1 protein-coding gene and 1 pseudogene are annotated in these 483 nt (G+C 48.9%); both read right to left on the bottom strand.

The genetic code is table 11. The features are described 5' to 3' along the window. The coding region (locus HMPREF1992_RS00460; protein ID WP_037357765.1) for a phage holin family protein at window positions 1-211 on the bottom strand (211 nt) is incomplete at its 3' end. A 2-nt stretch (window positions 212-213) separates the two neighbouring features. After that, window positions 214-483 (bottom strand): annotated as a pseudogene (locus HMPREF1992_RS00455) (hypothetical protein); the annotation flags it as partial.

Raw genomic sequence — 483 nt, 5'->3', positions numbered from 1 at the left:
GGGTGAAGATGCAGACTTTCTTGCAGATTCCCTTAAAGCCGATGGTACTCGAGAGCTTCTTCTCCACAATCGCACGGAGAACTCCCGTGATGTAGTCCGTCGCCACAAACGCGACAAGGGCATAGAGCAGATCGTCAAAGCTGCCAAGGAACTCACCAACCACGATGCCGATGCCCGCCGCATAAAGACGTATGGTAAGAATATGATCCATCATCAAAGACCTCCTGCCTTTTTCCATTTTCCGAGATGATTCATCCTGCGCAGACGGTAGTTGTAGCATCCGCGCATCAGTTCCGTAAACTGACCGTCCTTCCATAAATATAAGGGCGAGCCTGTGCTGACAAGATATTTCCCCTGTCCCAGAGGGCAGAGACTTGTACGGGCAGTCGGATTCGTTTCCAGTTCCATAAGCAGCTCATCCTTTGCACTGTAAATCTTTGAGATATATTTTTTCCCGGAGATAAGATAATCCAGATTTGCAGG

The organism is Selenomonas sp. oral taxon 892 str. F0426 (assembly GCF_000468035.1).
GTDB lineage: Bacteria > Bacillota > Negativicutes > Selenomonadales > Selenomonadaceae > Centipeda.
The sequence above is the reverse complement of the archived record's forward strand: the minus strand, read 5'-3'. Positions and strand labels throughout refer to the sequence as shown.